Raw genomic sequence first — 18410 nt, 5'->3', positions numbered from 1 at the left:
CGCCAAGGAATTGCCGATGGGCGAATGAATGCAGGGGCCGTGCCGCTGCGGGGAGGTTTTGTCGGGACGCAAAAAAAACCGGCAGATGGTCGTTCAAAATTTCACCAGTCCCGGTATGATCGCGCGCCCTGATGCATGCTGGTACACACCGATGATGAAGCCCAACCTGATCGCCGCCGCGGAGATCGACCGACTCGATACCTGGGCCAAGTACTCCGCCCCGATGTGCGGTTCCTGCATATCGAGCTGCTGCACGCTGCCGGTGGAGGTCAAGATCAAGGACCTGATCCGGATTGGCATCGTCGATGAGTTCGAACTGGGCGACCCGCCGAAGAACATCGCCAAGCGCCTGCAAAAAGAAGGGATCGTCGAGCGCTACAACCAGAAGTCGGAAATCTTCACGTTGCAACGCATGAGCAACAACGACTGCCTGTATCTGGACCGCAAGAGCCGGTTGTGCACCATTTACGAGAAGCGCCCGGACACCTGCCGCAACCATCCGCGGGTCGGGCCAAGGCCAGGCTATTGCGCCTATAAGCCCAAGGAAGTGGAGCGCGAGCGTAATCCGCGGACGTTGGATCGGTTTTGATTCCCTGATGGTTTGGCGCTGACAGACACAACATAAATCCCAGGCATAAAAAAACGCCCCCGGTCTCACAACCGGGGGCGTTTTTCATTCAGCCGAGGCTAAGGCAATCAGGCCTTGGCTTTCTTGGCGGCGCGGGTACGCTCGCTTTCGTCCAGGATCTTCTTGCGCAGGCGGATCGACTTAGGCGTCACTTCGCACAGCTCGTCATCCTGGATGAATTCCAGGGCCTGTTCCAGGGTGAAGCGAACAGGTGGAACCAGGGCGATGGTTTCGTCTTTACCCGAAGCACGCATGTTGTCGAGCTTCTTGCCCTTGGTAGGGTTCACGCCCAGGTCGTTGTCACGGCTGTTCAGACCAACGATCTGGCCGCCGTAGATTTCCTGGCCGTGCTCGACGAACAGCTTGCCACGCGCCTGGAGGGTTTCCAGGGAGTAGGTCAGTGCCTTGCCGGTTTCAACCGAAACCAGAACGCCGTTCTGACGGCCGGACATGTCGCCCGACTTCATCACGTCGTAACGGTCGAAGATCGAGGTCAGGATGCCAGCACCGTTGGTCAGGGTCAGGAACTGGTTACGGAAACCGATCAGGCCACGAGCAGGGATGTTGTATTCCAGACGTACACGGCCCTTGCCATCCGGCACCATGTTGGTCAGGTCGCCCTTACGCAGGCCCATCTCTTCCATCACCTTGCCCTGGGATTCTTCCGGCAGGTCGATGGTGACGTTTTCGAACGGTTCGTGCTTCACGCCATCGACCAGACGGATGATCACTTCCGGACGGCCTACAGCCATTTCGAAGCCTTCGCGACGCATGGTTTCGATCAGTACCGAGAGGTGCAGTTCGCCACGGCCGGAGACCTTGAACTTGTCAGCCGAGTCGCCTTCTTCAACGCGCAGTGCAACGTTGTACAGCAGCTCTTTGTCCAGACGCTCCTTGATGTTACGGGACGTCACGAACTTGCCTTCTTTACCGCAGAACGGCGAGTCGTTGACCTGGAAGGTCATGGAAACGGTTGGCTCGTCGACGGTCAACGGCTTCATCGCTTCGACGGTGTCCGGGTGGCACAGGGTGTCGGAGATGAACAGCGAGTCCATGCCGCTGATGCAGACGATGTCGCCAGCTGCTGCTTCTTCAACGTCTACACGGTGCAGGCCGTGGTGACCCATCAGCTTCAGGATACGACCGTTGCGGCGCTTGCCGTCGGCGCCGATAGCCACGACAGGAGTGTTCGGCTTGACGCGACCACGGGCGATACGGCCAACACCGATAACACCCAGGAAGCTGTTGTAGTCCAGTGCGGAAATCTGCATCTGGAACGGACCGTCACGGTCGACTTTCGGTGCTGGTACGTTGTCGACGATGGACTGGTACAGCGGGGTCATGTCTTCAGCCATTTCGGTGTGGTCCAGACCGGCAATACCGTTCAGGGCCGAGGCGTAGACGACTTTGAAGTCCAGCTGTTCTTCGGTGGCGCCCAGGTTGTCGAACAGGTCGAAGATCTGGTCCAGGACCCAGTCCGGACGCGCGCCTGGACGGTCAACCTTGTTGATGCACACGATCGGACGCAGGCCGGCTTCGAAGGCCTTCTTGGTCACGAAACGGGTTTGCGGCATAGGGCCGTCCTGGGCGTCGACCAGCAGCAGCACGGAGTCGACCATCGACATCACTCGCTCTACTTCACCACCGAAGTCGGCGTGGCCCGGGGTGTCCACGATGTTGATGTGGTAGCCGTTCCAGTTGATGGCGGTGTTTTTCGCCAGGATGGTAATACCGCGCTCTTTTTCCTGGTCGTTGGAGTCCATCACGCGCTCGTCGTTGAGCTCGTTGCGCTCCAGGGTGCCGGATTGACGCAAGAGTTTGTCTACCAGGGTGGTCTTACCATGGTCAACGTGAGCAATGATGGCGATGTTGCGTAGATTTTCGATCACTTGTGTATCTCGATCAGAGGATTCGGTGTGCTGACAGGTCGTGGCAGCGATTTACAGTAGAGTCCGACAGTTACAGCGTGTCGGCGGCGTCGGGGGGCCGGTGACGCAGGCCACAGGCAAACAGCCCCGGGCACTTAGCTCGGTCGATAAACGCGCACATTGGCATGCCCCTCACTGAGCAAATGGTGGGCATGCAGGCGACTCATCACGCCTTTGTCGCAATACAGCAGGTACTGGCGAGTAGGGTCCAGTTCCTTGAAACGCGCGTTCACTGCATAGAACGGCATCGTTTGTACCTCGACGCCGGCAACGCTCAGCGGATCGTCTTCAGCATCGTCCGGATGACGGATATCGATGATGATCTGACCGGCCAGCGCTTCGCCGACTTCTTCAATCTGAATGTCCTGGCCCAACTCGTCGATGACCCGATCGATCGGTACCAGCCTGGCGTTCTCGATCGCGCGTTCGAGTACCGCCATGTCGAATTCTTTCTCTTCGTGCTCCACGCGCCCGCGCTTGGCTGCCGTCTTCGGATTGACCGAGATGACACCGCAATACTCCGGCATGTGCCGGGCAAAATCGGCGGTGCCGATCTCGTTGGCCGTGTCGATGATGTCCTGCTTGTGGCTGGCGATCAGCGGACGCAGCACGAGCTTTTCGGTCACGCAGTCGATCACCGACAGGTTCGGCAGCGTCTGGCTCGACACCTGGGAAATCGCCTCGCCGGTCACCAGCGCGTCGATGTGCAGGCGGTCGGCGATGCTCGTCGCGGCACGCAACATCATACGCTTCAAAATGACGCCCATATGACTGTTATCGACTTTGCCGAGAATCTCGCCCAGGACTTCCTCGAACGGCACGCTCACAAATAACACGCGCTGGGAGCTGCCGTACTTCTTCCAGATGAAGTGCGCCACTTCCATTACGCCCAGTTCGTGGGCACGACCGCCAAGGTTGAAAAAGCAGAAATGGCTCATCAGGCCGCGACGCATGATCTGGTAGGCGGCAACGGTGGAGTCGAAGCCACCGGACATCAATACCAGGGTCTGCTCCAGGGAGCCCAGCGGGTAGCCGCCGATGCTGTCGTGCTGGCTGTGGATCACGAACAACCGCTGGTCACGAATTTCGATGCGCACTTCGATCTGCGGGTCTTTCAGCGAAATACCGGCGGCGCCGCATTGCCGGCGCAACTGGCTGCCGACGTACTTTTCCACGTCCATCGAACTGAACGGGTGCTTGCCGGCGCGCTTGCAGCGTACGGAAAAGATCTTCCCGGCCAGGGCATCACCATAATGGAGCATGCATTTGGCGAGGATGTCGTCGAAGTCCCCCAGCGGATATTCGTCGACCTGCAGGAAATGCGCGATACCCGGCATGCAGCTCAGGCGCTCGGTCATTTCCTTGAGGAGCTTGGGTTCGCTGACGCGGGTTTCCAGTTCGAGATTGTCCCACACGCCGTTCACCACCACGGCCGGGTCCAGGTCACGGAGCACGGCACGGATGTTCTTGGCCAACTGGCGGATGAAACGCATCCGTACCGGGCGGCTCTTGATGGTGATCTCGGGGAAGACTTTTACGATTAGTTTCATGAAAACAGCGCGCGAACGGCCAGCCGAAAAAGGGGGGCGCGGATTATAGCGGAAATTGCTCAAGGTTTAACCAGTTAATGTGAAGATGGTTTTGCATGCACCAAAACAGGTCATTATCGATTGACTGCGCAACATTGCAGTGCGTTATTGTCTGACAATCTTTGATTTACGCCTTTAAAAGCGTGGATTTGGTGCAAAAAACCCATGGTGGGGCACTGGCATGCAATTTGCTCCCTTGTGAGGCAGGTTGCCTTGGCAGAGTATTCGCGCCGGCATCAACCATATCTAAGGGCACTCCACTACCCGCCCGAAGCCACCCGGAGGACATATGTCGAAGACGGTTCAACTCATCAAAGATCATGACGTCAAATGGATTGATCTGCGCTTCACTGACACCAAAGGTACTCAACATCACGTGAGCATGCCGGCCCGTGATGCGCTGGATGAAGATTTCTTCGAAATCGGCAAGATGTTCGACGGTTCCTCCATCTCCGGCTGGAAAGGCATCGAAGCCTCCGACATGATCCTGATGCCGGACGACGAAACCGCCGTCCTGGACCCGTTCACCGAAGAGCCGACCGTGATCCTGGTCTGCGACATCATCGAACCTTCGACCATGCAAGGCTATGACCGCGACCCACGCGCCATCGCCCACCGCGCCGAGGAATACCTGAAGTCCACCGGTATCGGCGACACCGCTTTCTTCGGTCCAGAGCCTGAGTTCTTCATCTTCGACTCGGTCAAGTTCAAGTCCGACATCTCCGGTTCCATGTTCAAGATCTTCTCCGAACAGGGTTCGTGGATGTCCGACCAGGACGTGGAAGGCGGCAACAAAGGCCACCGTCCAGGTATCAAGGGCGGCTACTTCCCGGTTCCACCGTTCGACTTCGACCACGAAATCCGTACCTCCATGTGCAACGCACTGGAAGAAATGGGCCAGACCGTCGAAGTTCACCACCACGAAGTGGCGACTGCCGGCCAGAACGAAATCGGCGTGAAGTTCAACACGCTGGTGAAGAAGGCTGACGAAGTCCAGACCCTCAAGTACTGCGTACACAACGTTGCCGACGCCTACGGCCGCACCGCGACCTTCATGCCGAAGCCTCTGTACGGCGACAACGGTTCGGGCATGCACGTGCACATGTCGATCTCCAAAGACGGCAAGAACACCTTCGCAGGCGAAGGTTATGCCGGCCTGTCGGACACCGCCCTGTACTTCATCGGCGGTATCATTAAGCACGGTAAGGCCCTGAACGGCTTCACCAACCCGTCGACCAACTCCTACAAGCGTCTGGTCCCAGGCTTCGAAGCCCCGGTGATGCTGGCCTACTCGGCTCGCAACCGTTCCGCCTCGATCCGTATCCCTTACGTGAACAGCCCGAAAGCCCGCCGTATCGAAGCGCGTTTCCCGGATCCGGCTGCCAACCCATACCTGGCCTTCGCTGCACTGATGATGGCTGGCCTGGACGGTATCCAGAACAAGATCCACCCTGGCGATGCCGCTGACAAAAACCTGTATGACCTGCCGCCTGAAGAGGCCAAGGAAATCCCACAGGTTTGTGGCAGCCTGAAAGAAGCCCTGGAAGAGCTGGACAAGGGCCGTGCGTTCCTGACCAAGGGCGGCGTATTCAGCGATGACTTCATCGACGCTTACATCGCACTGAAAAGCGAAGAAGAAATCAAGGTCCGCACCTTCGTACACCCACTGGAATATGAGCTGTACTACAGCTGCTGATCCGGTAAGCGCCGCCACGCACGGCGCGAACTAAAAAGAGGCCTCCTTCGGGAGGCCTTTTTCATGGGCGCAGGATAAGTGCATGATGCCTCGTCCCCCCTACAAGACGAGATTGCCAATGACTCCCCGCTTGAAGATTTGCCTCGCCCTGTCTGCCGCACTGCTGTGTTCCACAGCCGAGGCCGGCAACGCCCCGGACGCCCTGACCCCGTTACTCAATGCCATCGGCGAACGCCTGCTGATCGCCGATCAAGTGGCACTGAGCAAATGGGACAGTGGCAAACCCGTAGAGGACCGTCCGCGCGAGCGCGAAGTGATTGCCGCCGCCGTGGCCCAAGCGCCGATCTACAAGCTGGACGGCGAAACCGTGGAAACGTTTTTCGCCGCCCAGATAGAAGCCAACAAACTGGTGCAGTACATCAACCTGTCCGACTGGGCCCTGGATGGCAAGGCACCAGACCTGCCACGGCCGGACCTGGTGGGCGAGATCCGCCCCAAGCTCGACCGCCTGCAAAAGCGCCTGCTGCAACAACTCGCCGACTTCGCCCCATACCGCGCCGACCCGCAGTGCCCGCAATGGCTGGCCCAAGCCACCCACCACAACAAGCAGCATCCAGTGCACCGGCTGGCCCTGATCCGGGCGACCGGCGGGCTGTGCATCCCCCCAAAATCCTGAGCCACCCCACCCCCCTTCGTGGGAGCAGCACAACAACTTGGGCCAACCATCCGCCCTGGCCTATGCTGCATCCATCACTTTTTATTTTCGGTCGATTTTCCATGGGTCGTGGTTTTTCAATCCTGCTCTTGTTACTGCTGGCCCTGCCCGCCGCCGCACAGATCTACAAATACACCGACGCCGACGGCAACACCGCCTACAGCAACCAGCCCCCCGACGGCGTGCCGGCCCAGGCGGTGGAGCTGCCGCCGCTCAACAGCGTTGAAACCCAGGCTCCGACCACCCAGGAAGCGCCCCCGCTCCCGGAAAGCGACGACGCGCCGCGCAACACCTACGACCTGCTGGAATTGGCCGACATCCCCACCGAAGAGGCCCTGCGCGCCAACAATGGCACGTTCACCGTCAGCGTCCGGACACAACCGCGCCTGCAAAGCCCCCATCTGTTCAGGTTGCTGCTGGACGGCCAACCCTACGGCCAGCCGAGCAATGTGCCACGGCTGCAATTGGTGAACATCGACCGCGGCGAGCACAGCCTGGCGGTCCAGGTCATTGACGGTGAGCGTCTCGTGCAGCAGAGCGAAACGGTCACCTTCACCGTGCAGCGGGTACACCTTCCATGAACCGCTGGCTGCTCGCCGTCGGCCTGTTATTGAGCGCATCGCCGGGCCTGGCGCAGGTCTATACCTACATCGACGCCCAAGGCAATCGCGTCTTCACCGATCAGCCACGCCCCGGCAATGCCAAGAAGCTCCAACTCTCGCCAGGCAACAGGATGCAGGTCCCGCCCTCGGGTGCGACCTCGACAGCGCCAGCCGAGGAATCACAACCCGAACCCCTGTTTCGTTACGAGATGCTCCGGCTGCTGATTCCCGAACCGGACGCCACGATACGCAGCACCGCCGGGGAGCTGATCGTCACCGCCACCAGCGAACCCGGCCTGCAGAAAGGCCATCGCTATCGCCTGTTGCTGGACGGCAAACCCACTGGCGCACCGGGGCCCAGCCCGGTATTCGCGCTGAAAAACGTCGATCGAGGCACTCACCGCCTGGCCGTGGAGATCCTTGATGAGCGCGACCGGATCGTCGAACGCACCGCCAACCAACCCTTCCACATGCAACGTATGTCCCTGGCGCAGAAGCGCCGCGTCAAGCCCTGCGCAGAGGCCGACTATGGGAAACGTCCCGAGTGCCCACTCGCCGACAAACCAGAGGAAGAAGAAAGCAGCATCCTGCCGTTCTTCTAATGCCCTATAAAGTGGAGCACCATATTGGTGCACCGCTGCGCACCCTACTCAAATTCGAACCCGTTTTGGTTCGAAACTACCCGAAAAAGCTGGCAGAACGCCACGCAAACGGGCGCATAACGCCTGATTGAGGCTATAAACGCTTCTTTTCGGAGCCTTGGTTTGGTTTTTGCATTTTCCTGGTATCAGCGCATTAATCGCGCGCGCAATTTGAGGGCTTGCCTCCGATTGCTACGCTTTAAAAGAGGTCCTGATGACCATTAGCGACGCACTACACCGCTTGCTGCTCGACAACCTCACCACCGCGACGATCCTGCTCGACGCCGAATTGCGCCTCGAATACATGAACCCGGCGGCGGAGATGCTCCTGGCCGTCAGCGGCCAGCGCAGTCACGGGCAGTTCATCAGCGAACTGTTTACCGAATCTGCAGAAGCGCTCAACTCGCTGCGCCAGGCCGTGGAACAGGCCCACCCGTTCACCAAGCGCGAAGCGATGCTCACCGCCCTGACCGGCCAGACCCTGACCGTCGATTACGCGGTCACGCCGATCCTGAACAACCACGCCACCCTCTTGCTATTGGAAGTCCATCCCCGTGATCGCCTGCTGCGCATCACCAAGGAGGAGGCGCAGTTGTCCAAGCAGGAAACCAGCAAGATGCTGGTACGGGGCCTGGCCCATGAGATCAAGAATCCGTTGGGTGGCATTCGTGGCGCGGCGCAATTGCTCGCTCGGGAGCTGCCGGAAGAAAGCCTCAAGGACTACACCAACGTCATCATCGAGGAAGCCGACCGCCTGCGTAACCTGGTGGACCGCATGCTTGGCTCGAATAAGCTGCCGTCGCTGGCCCTTTGCAATGTCCACGAGGTTCTGGAACGCGTCAGCAGCCTGGTCGAAGCCGAAAGCCAGGGGTGCATCACTTTGGTGCGCGACTATGACCCAAGCATTCCCGACGTCTTGATCGACCGTGAACAGATGATCCAGGCGGTGCTGAACATCGTGCGCAACGCCATGCAGGCCATCAGTAGCCAGAACGAGCTGCGCCTGGGCCGCATCAGCCTGCGCACCCGCGCCATGCGCCAGTTCACCATCGGCCACGTGCGCCATCGCCTGGTGACCAAGATCGAAATCATCGACAACGGCCCGGGCATCCCTACGGAGCTGCAGGAAACCATCTTCTTCCCCATGGTCAGCGGCCGCCCGGACGGTACCGGGCTGGGGCTGTCCATCACCCAGAACATCATCAGTCAGCATCAGGGCTTGATCGAATGTGAGAGCCATCCCGGCCACACCACTTTCTCGATCTTCCTGCCACTGGAACAAGGAGCCACATCGACATGAGCCGTAGTGAAACCGTGTGGATCGTCGATGACGACCGTTCTATCCGCTGGGTCCTGGAAAAAGCCTTGCAACAGGAAGGCATGACCACCCAGAGCTTCGACAGCGCCGATGGGGTGATGAGCCGCCTGGCCCGTCAGCAGCCGGACGTGATCATCTCCGACATCCGCATGCCCGGCGCCAGCGGCCTGGACCTGCTGGCGAGGATCCGAGAGCAGCATCCACGGTTGCCGGTGATCATCATGACCGCCCATTCCGACCTGGACAGCGCGGTGGCGTCCTATCAGGGCGGCGCGTTCGAATACCTGCCCAAGCCGTTCGATGTCGATGAAGCCGTTTCCCTGGTCAAGCGCGCCAACCAGCACGCCCAGGAGCAACAAGGCCTGGAAGAAGTGCCGGCCCTGGCTCGCACGCCGGAAATCATCGGCGAAGCGCCGGCGATGCAGGAAGTATTTCGCGCCATCGGCCGCCTGAGCCACTCCAACATCACCGTGTTGATCAACGGCGAGTCGGGTACCGGCAAGGAGTTGGTGGCCCACGCCCTGCACCGCCACAGCCCGCGGGCGGCGTCGCCGTTCATTGCCTTGAACATGGCGGCGATCCCAAAGGATCTGATGGAATCCGAGTTGTTCGGCCATGAAAAAGGCGCGTTTACCGGCGCGGCCAACCTGCGACGCGGACGCTTCGAACAGGCTGATGGCGGCACGCTGTTCCTCGATGAAATCGGCGACATGCCGGCTGACACCCAGACCCGCTTGCTTCGGGTACTGGCGGACGGTGAATTCTATCGAGTGGGCGGCCATACGCCGGTGAAGGTCGATGTGCGAATTATCGCCGCGACCCATCAGAACCTCGAAACCCTGGTCCACGCCGGCAAATTCCGGGAAGACTTGTTCCACCGCCTGAACGTGATTCGCATCCACATCCCGCGCCTGGCCGACCGCCGCGAAGACATTCCGACCCTGGCCCGGCATTTCCTTGGCCGTGCTGCCCAGGAACTGGCGGTGGAGCCCAAGCTGCTCAAGAGTGAAACAGAGGAATACCTCAAGAACCTGCCATGGCCCGGCAACGTGCGGCAATTGGAGAACACCTGCCGCTGGATCACGGTAATGGCGTCGGGTCGCGAAGTGCATATCAGCGACTTGCCACCGGAGCTGTTGAGCCTGCCACAGGATTCGGCGCCAGTGACCAACTGGGAACAGGCCCTGCGCCAATGGGCCGACCAGGCGTTGGCCCGAGGTCAATCAAGTCTGCTGGACAGCGCCGTGCCGAGCTTCGAGCGGATCATGATCGAAACCGCCCTCAAGCACACCGCCGGCCGCCGCCGCGACGCCGCCGTGCTGCTGGGCTGGGGCCGCAACACCTTGACCCGCAAGATCAAGGAATTGGGGATGAAGGTTGATGGTGGGGATGATGACGACGGGGATGAGGGCTGATCAGCCCACTCCCACAACGGATTTGTGCACCGCTTCAATGCACTGCGAGCTGCAATTGCCCACTGCGATAAGCCAAAAGCCGGTGGACCCAGCTCGGAAACCAGCCCATGGAAAAAGCCAAAGCCCCGGAATACGGGGCTTTGCGCATCTACAACAATGTTTTTTGTGACAAGCCATTTAAAACTGGCACGCCCCCTGCAATAGCTAGATCACTACCCAGTTTTGGGGACCTTGGTACAGGCAGGCCGGGGATTCCCCTCTTTTATACCGGGCTCATCGAGCCCACTGTTTTGGGGACCTTGGTACAGGCAGGCCGGGGATTCCCTCTTTTATTGCTCCTGGAGACGGATCTCCAGCCGCCAGCGGTCATCGACCTCGCTGCCGGTCCACTCTCCTCGCAACGGACGCGCCGCCACCAACGTCAGCAACAACCCCTTGTCGCTCAACCGCACCCGCCAGTTCACGTCCTTGCCGTTGAACTTGAGCTGGCCCTTCTGCGGCCGGCCTTCGGCCTGGAAGAGCAGCGCCACGGAGCCATCGATGGTTTCCCCGTGGAGCTTGGGTTCATTGTTGAACCAGGCGACAAGCACGCCATCACCCGCCTCGATCTGTTGCAGCGCACTCGGATCAGGCGTCGTCAGGCGGCCGATCATCAATCCGACCATCATGCCGAAGATCGCCAGCGAGCCCATCACCCGAGGCATTAGCTTCGAACGTCGGTCGGTTTGCGGCGTAGAATGCCGCTCATCATTATCTGCGGAGCCGTGCATGTTTCACGTCATCCTTTTTCAACCGGAAATACCGCCCAATACCGGCAACGTCATCAGGCTGTGCGCCAACAGTGGCTGCCATTTGCATTTGATCGAACCGCTGGGTTTCGAGATGGACGACAAGCGCCTGCGCCGCGCCGGCCTCGATTATCACGAGTATGCCACCTTGCAGCGACACGCCGACCTCGCCAGTTGCCTGGAAAGCCTGGGGCATCCACGTCTGTTCGCCTTCACCACCAAAGGCTCGCGACCGTTCCACGATGCCAGTTTCGTCGCCGGAGATGCATTCCTGTTCGGCCCGGAAAGCCGTGGCCTGCCGGCCGAGGTGCTGGACGCCCTGCCGGCGGAACAACGCCTGCGCCTGCCGATGCGCGAAGGCTGCCGCAGCCTGAACCTGTCCAACACCGTGGCGGTGGCGGTTTACGAGGCTTGGCGGCAGAACGGCTTCGCCTGAAGCCCTTGCTGTCAGCCAGAAACACCTGTGGGAGCCAGCTTGCTTGCGATGAGGTCAACACGGTTCAACTGCAAAACCGCGTCATCGTTCATCGCGAGCAAGCTCGCTCCCACAGGTTCTGTATCCAGGCCTGGAGCGCCGTTTACTGGACGGTCGCGCCGCCTTCTTCCTGCATGCGCTGCAGTTCTTGGGCATACAGGGCATCGAAGTTCACCGGCGCCAGCATCAGGGCCGGGAACGAACCGCGGGTCACCAGGCTGTCCAGGGTTTCGCGGGCGTAAGGGAACAGGATGTTCGGGCAGAACGCGCCCAGGGTGTGGCTCATCGAAGCCGCATCCAGGTTCTTGATCAGGAAGATCCCGGCCTGCTGCACTTCAGCGATGAATGCCACTTCGTCGCCGTTCTTCACGGTCACCGACAAGGTCAGCACCACTTCGTGGAAGTCGTCTTCCAGGGCTTTCTGGCGGGTGTTCAGGTCCAGGGCCACGCTCGGTTCCCACTGCTGGCGGAAGATCGCCGGGCTTTTCGGGGCCTCGAAGGACAAGTCGCGGACATAGATGCGCTGCAAGGAGAATTGCGGTGCGGCTTCTTCAGTGGCAGCAGTGTTCTGTTGGTCAGTCATCGCAGATCCTTCTTACTTCAGTCTATTAATAGGAATTCAGGCCTTGAGCAGCGCGTCGAGCTTGCCGGCGCGCTCCAGGGCATACAGGTCATCGCAACCGCCCACGTGGGTGTCGCCGATCCAGATCTGCGGCACGGAGGTACGCCGGGCCTTCTGGCTCATCTGCGCGCGCAACTGCGGCTTGCCATCGACCTTGATCTCTTCGAAATCCACGCCTTTGCTCTGGAGCAGGTGCTTGGCTCGGGAGCAGTAAGGGCAGTAATCGCTGGAATAGACAACTACGTGGGGCATGTCACTTCACCAGGGGCAGATTGTCGGCTTTCCAACTTGCAACGCCACCGGACAGTTTGGCGGCGGTGAAGCCGGACTTCATCAGTTCGCGGGCAAGGGTACCGGCCTGCTGGCCTTGGGCGTCGACCAGGATCAGCGTCTTGGCCTTGTGTTTTTCCAGCTCGCCCACGCGTGCGATCAGTTTGTCCTGCGGGATATTCAGCGCGCCGACAATGTGACCAGCGGCGTAATCCTTGCTCGGACGGATATCGACCACGACACCAGCGTCCTTGTTGACCAGCGCGGTCAGCTCGCCAGTGCTCAGGCTGCGTCCGCCGCCCTGCATCGTATGGGCAACCAGCAATGCCAGCAGTACGACGAAGATACCGACGAGAATGTAGTGGTTAGTGGCAAATTCAATCAGGTGAGCAACCATCGAAGGAGGTTCCAGGGCGTTAAAATGTCGGCCAGTATACACAGCGCGCAAGGCCGGCCAAACCCCGCCCGGCGGTGACGGCACCGGAACTTACCTTTAAACTGCCCGTCCCTTTTCCATCGTCTTCTTTTAACCAGCCACGAGTGGATTCCATGACTACCACGCCTAAACCTTTGGTCCTGATGATTCTGGACGGCTTCGGTCACAGTGACAGCCACGAATCCAACGCCGTATACGCGGCCAGGAAGCCCGTGCTCGATCGCCTGTGGGCCACCGTGCCGAACGGCTTGATCTCCGGCAGCGGCATGGACGTCGGCCTGCCGGACGGGCAGATGGGCAATTCCGAAGTCGGTCACATGAACCTCGGCGCGGGCCGAGTGGTGTATCAGGACTTCACCCGTGTGACCAAGTCGATTCGCGACGGCGATTTCTTCGAAAACCCGACCATCTGCGCCGCCGTGGATAAAGCCGTGGCCGCCGGCAAAGCCGTGCATTTCATGGGCCTGTTGTCCGACGGTGGCGTGCACAGCCACCAGGATCATCTGGTCGCCATGGCCGAACTGGCCGCCAAGCGCGGCGCCCAGAACATCTACCTGCATGCCTTCCTCGATGGTCGCGACACGCCGCCCAAGAGCGCCGAGTCGTCGATCAAGGTACTGGACGACACCTTCAAGGCCCTGGGCAAGGGCCGGATCGCCAGCCTGATCGGCCGCTACTTTGCGATGGACCGTGACAATCGTTGGGACCGCGTCGCCCAGGCCTACAACCTGATCGTCGACGGCAACGCCGAATTCAACGCCGCCACCGCCCAGGAAGGCCTGCAAGCCGCCTATGAGCGGGGCGAAAGCGACGAATTCGTCAAGGCCACCACCCTCGGCGAGCCGGTCAAAGTCGAAGACGGCGACGCCGTGGTGTTCATGAATTTCCGTGCCGACCGTGCCCGCGAGCTGACCCGGGTGTTCGTCGAAGATGATTTCAAGGAATTCGAGCGCGCCCGCCAGCCAAAACTGGCCGGCTTCGTGATGCTGACCCAATATGCCGCCAGCATTCCCGCGCCATCCGCCTTTGCCGCCGGCAGCCTGGAAAACGTGCTGGGCGACTACCTGGCGAAAAACGGCAAGACCCAGCTGCGCATCGCCGAGACCGAGAAGTACGCCCACGTGACGTTCTTTTTCTCCGGCGGCCGCGAAGAACCCTTCCCGGGCGAAGAGCGCATCCTGATCCCATCGCCGAAAGTCGCCACCTACGACCTGCAGCCGGAAATGAGCGCGCCGCAAGTGACCGACCGCATCGTCGATGCCATTGAGAACCAGCGTTACGACGTGATCGTGGTGAACTACGCCAACGGCGACATGGTCGGCCACAGTGGTGTGTTCGAGGCGGCGGTCAAGGCCGTGGAATGCCTGGACACTTGCGTGGGTCGCATCGTCGACGCCCTGGAGAAAGTCGGCGGCGAAGCCCTGATCACGGCTGACCATGGCAACGTCGAGCAGATGTCCGATGAATCCACCGGCCAGGCCCACACCGCCCACACCACCGAGCCGGTGCCGTTCATCTATGTCGGCAAGCGCGACTTCAAGGTCCGTGAGGGCGGTGTGCTGGCTGACGTTGCGCCGACCATGCTGATGTTGCTGGGCATGGAAAAACCGGCGGAAATGACCGGGACCTCGATCCTGGTCTGATCCAGACCTACCTGTGTGGGAGCGAGCCTGCCCGCGAAAACGGTATGACAGTCAACCTCACTGTTGGATGTTATGGCCTCTTCGCGAGCAGGCTCGCTGCCACAGAGGGTTTGGGGTTTTTTCGGCCAGTTATCACACAGCCCCAAATGGGCGTTTTTTTTGCAGCGTGGGGCGGGCATACTAGGCCGTCCCTTACCCTGGTGCCGCCCGCCTCTATGCTCCGCGTCCTGATAGCCCTTGCTCTGACCTGCCTGCTTCAACCGGCCTTCGCCGACGAGCGCGCGCAAACCCAACAACAGTTGGAAGCCACGCGTCAGGACATCGCCGAGCTGAAGAAACTGCTGGGCAAGCTGCAGGAAGAGAAATCCAGCGTGCAGAAAGACCTGCGCGGCACCGAGACCGAGATGGGCAAGCTTGAGAAGCAGGTCGAGGCCCTGCAGAAAGAGCTGAAGAAAAGCGAATCCGAGCTGCAGCGGCTCGATGGGGAGAAAAAAAAACTCCAGAGCGCGCGCACTGAACAGCAAAAGCTGATCGCGATCCAGGCCCGTGCGGCCTACCAGAACGGTCGCCAGGAATACCTCAAGCTGCTGCTCAACCAGCAGAACCCCGAGAAATTCGCCCGCACCCTCACTTATTACGATTACCTGAGCCAGGCACGCCTGGAACAGCTCAAGAGCTTCAACGAGACCCTGCGCCAACTGGCCAATGTCGAAAAAGACATCGAATTGCAACAAGCCCAGTTGCTGGTGCAGAAAAGCAGCCTCGACACCCAGCGCGAAGAACTGGAGAAGGTCCGCAAGGAGCGCCAGGTGGCCCTGGCCAAGCTCAATGACGACGTGAAGGCTCGCGACAGCAAACTCAAGGCCCGCGAGCAAGACCAGGCCGAATTGGCCAAAGTATTGAAGACCATCGAGGAAACCCTGGCTCGCCAGGCTCGGGAGGCGGAAGAAGCGCGCCAGAAAGCGCTGATCGCCCAGCAGGAAGCCGAAAAAAAGCGCTTGCGTGAGGCCCAGGCCGACGCGGACGCCGGCGACGCGCCGCGCAAACCGGCAAAATCGAGCCCCGGCACACTGGTTTCCAGCAACGGCGAAACCTTCGGCGGTGCTTTTGGTTCGGCCCGGGGCAAACTTCCATGGCCGGTCAATGGTCGATTACTTGCGCGCTTCGGCGAAACCCGCGGCGACGACACCCGCACCAAGTGGGACGGCGTCATGATCAGCGCCTCCGCCGGTAGCCAAGTGCACGCCGTACATGGCGGGCGCGTGGTATTTGCCGATTGGCTGCGCGGCGCCGGCCTGCTGGTGATCCTCGATCACGGCAACGGATACCTGAGCCTTTACGGCCACAACCAGACGCTGCTCAAGTCAGCGGGTGACGTGGTCAAGGCCGGCGAGTCCATCTCCACGGTCGGCAACAGTGGCGGGCAGGATACGCCAGCACTGTATTTCGCTATTCGTCAGCAGGGTCGCCCCAGTGACCCGGCCCAATGGTGTCGTGCGCAAGGATAAGCGCGCCCATCCTATTAAGGAGTTCGTTCGACATGCTGCATTTGTCCCGCCTTACCTCGCTGGCCCTGACGATCGCCCTCGTGATCGGTGCGCCCCTGGCTTTCGCCGCGCAACCCGCGCCTGCGTCGACGGCCGCTACGGCAGCCACCACCAAGGCCCCGCTGCCGCTGGATGAACTGCGCACCTTTGCCGAAGTCATGGACCGGATCAAAGCCGCGTACGTGGAACCGGTGGACGACAAGATGCTGCTGGAGAATGCCATCAAGGGCATGCTCAGCAACCTCGACCCACATTCCGCCTACCTGGGCCCTGAAGATTTTGCCGAGCTGCAGGAAAGCACCAGCGGCGAGTTCGGCGGCCTGGGCATCGAGGTCGGCAGCGAGGACGGTTTCGTCAAGGTGGTCTCGCCGATCGATGACACCCCCGCTTCCAAGGCCGGCATCCAGGCCGGTGACTTCATCGTCAAGATCAATGGCCAGCCGACCCGCGGCCAGAGCATGACCGAAGCCGTGGACAAGATGCGCGGCAAGATCGGCGAAAAAATCACCCTGACCCTGGTGCGCGACGGCGGCACGCCGTTCGACGTGCCCCTCACGCGGGCCGTCATCCAGGTCAAGAGCGTGAAGAGCCAGTTGCTGGAATCGGGCTACGGCTACATCCGCATCACCCAGTTCCAGGTCAAGACCGGCGAAGAAGTCGCCAAGGCCTTGGCCAAGCTGCGCAAGGACAACGGCAAGAAACTCAACGGCCTGGTGCTGGACCTGCGCAACAACCCCGGCGGCGTGTTGCAATCGGCTGTCGAAGTGGTGGACCACTTCATCACCAAGGGCCTGATCGTCTACACCAAGGGCCGCATCGCCAATTCCGAACTGCGCTTCTCGGCCACCGGCAACGACCTGAGCGAAGCCGTGCCATTGGTCGTGCTGATCAACGGCGGCAGCGCCTCGGCCTCGGAAATCGTCGCCGGCGCCCTGCAAGACCAGAAGCGTGGCGTGGTCATGGGCACCACCAGTTTCGGCAAAGGCTCGGTGCAGACCGTGTTGCCGCTGAACAACGAGCGTGCCCTGAAAATCACCACCGCGTTGTACTTCACGCCTAACGGCCGCTCCATCCAGGCCCAGGGCATCGTCCCGGACATCGAAGTGCGCAAGGCCAAGATCACCAGCGAGGCGGACAGCGAGTACTTCAAGGAAGCCGACCTGCAAGGTCATTTGGGCAATGGCAACGGTGGCGCCGACAAGCCGACCGGTTCCGGTGCCAAGGCCAAGCCAATGCCGCAGGATGACGATTATCAGTTGGCCCAGGCCTTGAGCCTGCTCAAGGGATTGAACATCACCTCCGGCCGCTGAGATGGGCCTGCGTTCGATTTTCATCCTGCTGTGCCTGTTGGCGGGTGCCGTTAACGCGGCCTCCGCCACCGCCTCCTCGCCGCGCAAGGCGTACCTGAGCCTGATCATCGACGACCTGGGGCAAAACCTGCCTCGGGATCGCCGGGTGCTGGCCCTCCCTGGCCCCGTCACCGCCGCGATCATGCCCGACACGCCCCATGCCGCCGAATTCGCTGGCGAAGCCCATCGCGCCGGCAAACTGGTCATGCTCCACATGCCCATGGACCCGGCCACCGGGCCGTTCGCCTGGCATCCGGAATTGCCCATCGAAGAATTGGGCAAACGCCTGGACGCCGCGTTTGCCGCCGTGCCCTACACCAGCGGGATCAACAACCACATGGGCAGTCGCATGACCGCCCAACCCCAGGCCATGGCGTGGTTGATGGCGAACCTGCAACAACGACACAAGTTTTTTGTCGACAGCCGCACCAGCGCCAAGACGGTTGCCGCCGCCGAGGCGCAGAAGATCGGCCTCGCCAGTGTCTCGCGGGATGTATTCCTGGACGACGAACGCACCGAAGCCGCCATCGCCCAGCAACTCCAGACCGCCATCGACCTGGCTCGCCGGCAAGGCTCGGCCGTGATGATCGGCCACCCCTACCCGCAGACCCTGGCCGTGCTCGAACGCGAACTACCCAAGCTCAAGGCACAGGGCATCGAATGGATCGACATCAAGTCGATGATCAGCCTGCGCAGCAATCGGGCGATGGTCGGGCATGGAAAGGATGGGGTTTATCGGTAGCGGCGA

At 60.7% G+C, this 18410-nt stretch carries 18 protein-coding genes; 12 read left to right on the top strand and 6 right to left on the bottom strand.

What is annotated here, in order from left to right:
- The first annotated feature begins 151 nt into the window (after positions 1-151).
- A complete protein-coding gene (locus VQ575_RS01890; protein WP_039592746.1) occupies positions 152-589 on the top strand; it encodes a YkgJ family cysteine cluster protein in 438 nt (145 codons plus the stop codon).
- A 107-nt stretch (positions 590-696) separates the two neighbouring features.
- On the opposite strand, the gene typA is transcribed toward VQ575_RS01890, so the two are convergent.
- Both typA and thiI read right to left on the bottom strand, forming a co-directional pair.
- Positions 697-2517 carry a translational GTPase TypA gene (gene typA, locus VQ575_RS01885; RefSeq protein ID WP_039592718.1) on the bottom strand — a complete coding sequence of 607 codons (1821 nt, stop codon included), beginning with the start codon at positions 2515-2517 and terminating at the stop codon, positions 697-699.
- Positions 2518-2651: 134 nt separating this feature from the next.
- On the bottom strand, positions 2652-4106 hold the full coding sequence (gene thiI, locus VQ575_RS01880) for a tRNA uracil 4-sulfurtransferase ThiI (protein WP_039592717.1): 1455 nt from the start codon (positions 4104-4106) through the stop codon (positions 2652-2654).
- A gap of 328 nt (positions 4107-4434) precedes the next feature.
- Between thiI and glnA the strand changes: the two genes are divergently transcribed.
- The 6 genes from glnA (at position 4435) to ntrC (ending at position 10532) form a co-directional block, all read left to right on the top strand.
- Positions 4435-5841, top strand: coding sequence for a type I glutamate--ammonia ligase (gene glnA, locus VQ575_RS01875; RefSeq protein ID WP_039592716.1), 1407 nt, complete (start codon positions 4435-4437; stop codon positions 5839-5841).
- 118 nt (positions 5842-5959) lie between these two features.
- Positions 5960-6517: a chorismate mutase gene (locus tag VQ575_RS01870; protein ID WP_325918969.1), complete on the top strand. Its 558-nt coding sequence runs from the start codon at positions 5960-5962 to the stop codon at positions 6515-6517.
- Positions 6518-6618: 101 nt separating this feature from the next.
- Positions 6619-7137, top strand: coding sequence for a DUF4124 domain-containing protein (locus VQ575_RS01865; protein WP_045154881.1), 519 nt, complete (start codon positions 6619-6621; stop codon positions 7135-7137).
- Positions 7134-7760 (top strand): DUF4124 domain-containing protein, encoded by a 627-nt coding sequence (locus VQ575_RS01860; RefSeq protein ID WP_045154880.1) that lies wholly within the window; start codon positions 7134-7136, stop codon positions 7758-7760. The genes VQ575_RS01865 and VQ575_RS01860 overlap by 4 nt, the downstream gene beginning before the upstream one ends.
- Positions 7761-8013: 253 nt before the next feature.
- Complete coding sequence (gene glnL, locus VQ575_RS01855; protein ID WP_039592712.1) at positions 8014-9099, top strand: nitrogen regulation protein NR(II); 1086 nt, start codon at positions 8014-8016, stop codon at positions 9097-9099.
- Positions 9096-10532 carry a nitrogen regulation protein NR(I) gene (gene ntrC / locus VQ575_RS01850; protein ID WP_039592711.1) on the top strand — a complete coding sequence of 479 codons (1437 nt, stop codon included), beginning with the start codon at positions 9096-9098 and terminating at the stop codon, positions 10530-10532. Before glnL ends, ntrC begins: the two co-directional genes overlap by 4 nt.
- A 329-nt stretch (positions 10533-10861) precedes the next feature.
- On the opposite strand, the gene VQ575_RS01845 is transcribed toward ntrC, so the two are convergent.
- Positions 10862-11302: a hypothetical protein gene (locus tag VQ575_RS01845; protein WP_325918968.1), complete on the bottom strand. Its 441-nt coding sequence runs from the start codon at positions 11300-11302 to the stop codon at positions 10862-10864.
- Here VQ575_RS01845 and trmL point away from each other — a divergent pair.
- Positions 11301-11756, top strand: a complete 456-nt coding sequence (gene trmL / locus VQ575_RS01840) for a tRNA (uridine(34)/cytosine(34)/5-carboxymethylaminomethyluridine(34)-2'-O)-methyltransferase TrmL (RefSeq protein ID WP_045154877.1) — start codon at positions 11301-11303, stop codon at positions 11754-11756. The two genes, VQ575_RS01845 and trmL, sit on opposite strands and share 2 nt — an antisense overlap.
- Before the next feature lie 142 nt (positions 11757-11898).
- Here trmL and secB read toward each other — a convergent pair whose 3' ends face one another.
- Genes secB through VQ575_RS01825 form a run of 3 tightly spaced genes read right to left on the bottom strand, consistent with a single transcriptional unit; the run spans position 11899 to position 13084 of the window.
- The gene (gene secB, locus VQ575_RS01835; RefSeq protein ID WP_039592708.1) at positions 11899-12378 is read right to left on the bottom strand and encodes a protein-export chaperone SecB; all 480 of its coding nucleotides are present in this window, start codon (positions 12376-12378) and stop codon (positions 11899-11901) included.
- Positions 12379-12414: 36 nt separating this feature from the next.
- Positions 12415-12669 (bottom strand): glutaredoxin 3, encoded by a 255-nt coding sequence (gene grxC / locus VQ575_RS01830; protein ID WP_325918967.1) that lies wholly within the window; start codon positions 12667-12669, stop codon positions 12415-12417.
- Between the two features lies 1 nt (position 12670).
- Positions 12671-13084 (bottom strand): rhodanese-like domain-containing protein, encoded by a 414-nt coding sequence (locus VQ575_RS01825; RefSeq protein WP_039592706.1) that lies wholly within the window; start codon positions 13082-13084, stop codon positions 12671-12673.
- A 152-nt stretch (positions 13085-13236) separates the two neighbouring features.
- Here VQ575_RS01825 and gpmI point away from each other — a divergent pair, with 152 nt between their 5' ends.
- From gpmI to VQ575_RS01805, 4 genes are all read left to right on the top strand, one after another.
- A complete protein-coding gene (gene gpmI / locus VQ575_RS01820; RefSeq protein ID WP_198726448.1) occupies positions 13237-14766 on the top strand; it encodes a 2,3-bisphosphoglycerate-independent phosphoglycerate mutase in 1530 nt (509 codons plus the stop codon).
- A 215-nt stretch (positions 14767-14981) separates the two neighbouring features.
- Positions 14982-16274 (top strand): murein hydrolase activator EnvC family protein, encoded by a 1293-nt coding sequence (locus VQ575_RS01815; RefSeq protein ID WP_039592704.1) that lies wholly within the window; start codon positions 14982-14984, stop codon positions 16272-16274.
- Between the two features lie 32 nt (positions 16275-16306).
- Positions 16307-17623 carry a S41 family peptidase gene (locus tag VQ575_RS01810; RefSeq protein ID WP_325918965.1) on the top strand — a complete coding sequence of 439 codons (1317 nt, stop codon included), beginning with the start codon at positions 16307-16309 and terminating at the stop codon, positions 17621-17623.
- A 1-nt stretch (position 17624) separates the two neighbouring features.
- Entirely contained in the window at positions 17625-18404 is a 780-nt protein-coding gene (locus VQ575_RS01805; protein WP_325918964.1) for a divergent polysaccharide deacetylase family protein, read from the top strand.
- Positions 18405-18410 lie beyond the last annotated feature (6 nt).

The sequence above is a fragment of the Pseudomonas frederiksbergensis genome (assembly GCF_035751725.1).
Taxonomy (GTDB): Bacteria; Pseudomonadota; Gammaproteobacteria; order Pseudomonadales; family Pseudomonadaceae; genus Aquipseudomonas; species Aquipseudomonas frederiksbergensis_A.
The sequence above is the reverse complement of the archived record's forward strand: the minus strand, read 5'-3'. Positions and strand labels throughout refer to the sequence as shown.